At 29.9% G+C, this 1,653-nt stretch carries 1 protein-coding gene and 1 pseudogene; both read left to right on the top strand.

Going from position 1 to position 1,653, the window contains the following annotated elements; translation table 11 throughout:
- Positions 1-569 (top strand): annotated as a pseudogene (locus tag ACFWDE_RS30470) (plasmid recombination protein); the annotation flags it as partial.
- Between the two features lie 193 nt (positions 570-762).
- Positions 763-1,419 carry a MarR family transcriptional regulator gene (locus tag ACFWDE_RS30465; RefSeq protein WP_000162377.1) on the top strand — a complete coding sequence of 219 codons (657 nt, stop codon included), beginning with the start codon at positions 763-765 and terminating at the stop codon, positions 1,417-1,419.
- The last annotated feature ends 234 nt before the right edge of the window (positions 1,420-1,653 follow it).

The raw sequence follows: 1,653 nt of genomic DNA, 5'->3' as shown, positions 1-1,653 counted from the left end.
TAAAACAAATGCAAAAAGAATTAGATAGTGCTACAGATCAAGTACCAAATGAACCTGTTAAAATTCCATTTTTGCGTAGAGAAGTAATAACAGAAATACAAGATAAAATGTTTGGGAAAGCTGAAATAACAAAGAAACAGACAAGAAATTATGTATTATCACCGGAACAGTATCAAGAATTTACAAAACAAGTGAATGCAGCGGTTACTATCAAAAATGATTATGAGCGCTTGAAACAAACAGATTTTGTGAAAGAGAATGAGAGTTTAAAAGTGCATGCAGAGGGATGGATGAAAGAGAATCGAACGTTGAAACAAGAAAAAAGTCAGTTACAAAAAGAAGTTGGTGTATTAAATAGAGAAATAAGCTCGTTAAAGGTTCATATAAAGGATTTACAGGCAAACATAAGGGTTTTATATCAACAGACAAAAAAAGTCTTTAAAGAGAAATTTAAGGCGTTTAGGGGGCTTATTAAAGAAAATTTGGATAGAAAGGGAATTAATAATTATTTTGAGAATGAACATAAGAAAGAAATTAATAAACCTAGGGGATTTGATATGGAACGGTAAACCAGGTTATTGAAAACGTGATAGAATGAAAAAAAGAGCCATGCGGGAACATGACTCTTTTCATAGGGTATTCTACGAAAATACCTAGAATTCAATTATCTGATTATAGATTATCATAATTTGATTTATAATCAAATAGCAAAAAATAGGTGTTTTTGTTGATTCCCTCAATTAAGGAGGAATTAACTTAGATATGACAAAAAAAATTATTGATTTTGGACAAGCTGACAAAAAGGCAAAAGAAAGAGATAGTAAAATTAATAGCATTTATGAAAAGCTTGAAGGTAGTGGTGGACTTTCTGAAGAAGAAAGAGTCATTATGCTACAAGTATTAAGTAAAATGTCTGGTGGAGAAGAGTATTTTATAGGGAAGAAGAAAAAACCTACAGATCGGGTGAGATTTGTCCAAATGATTACAGAGAATATTGATTATTTATGTGAAATTGGCTATTTAACTCAACCAGAAAAGGCATTTTTATTTGATATTTCAAGATTTCTAGAATTTAAATCAAATGTCATTGTTGAAAAAAATGAAGAAGATGATATAAAACCGAATACGGCATCTCCTAGTTATTTAGCTAAGAAATTAGGGAAAACAAGGACTTCTATTTCAAAAATAATGAATGAATTGCTTGAAAAAGGGGTTTTAGGAGTTGCAGAAACAGGTGTAATAACTGAAGATGGAAGGACTTGTTCAGCAAGAACTTGGTTTGTTAACCCCAATATATTATGTAATTCACCTAAAGATGATATTGATAGAGCAACTCAACAAATTTTTTCAAAAGCGCTACGTAATATCAAAATTGAAGGTAATAAGAAAAAACATAAACTACCAATTTATTTATTTTAGATGTCGATTTTATATTGACATCTTTTTTTATGTGTGTTTTTACATTTTTTAGGTGTTAAAAAAAATTAACACAGGTGTTAAAAAAAATTAACACCTCATGTCTTATAAACCCTTGATATTACTGACTTTCTTCACTTTTCTCTTCTCACTCTTATATATATAGCTAAAAGTTCCGCAAGGAACGGGTCGTATTTTTGAGAAAAACACTCAAAAATCTCCACCCTCAGAATAAAA

Source organism: Bacillus sp. NPDC060175 (assembly GCF_042728695.1).
In the GTDB taxonomy this organism is placed as follows: Bacteria; Bacillota; Bacilli; order Bacillales; family Bacillaceae_G; genus Bacillus_A.
This window is presented reverse-complemented; position numbering and strand designations above follow the sequence as displayed.

Bases quoted from the DNA above. Each gene is read 5' to 3' on its own strand.
- ACFWDE_RS30465 (WP_000162377.1), top strand. From the start codon at position 763: ATGACAAAAAAAATTATTGATTTTGGACAAGCTGACAAAAAGGCAAAA.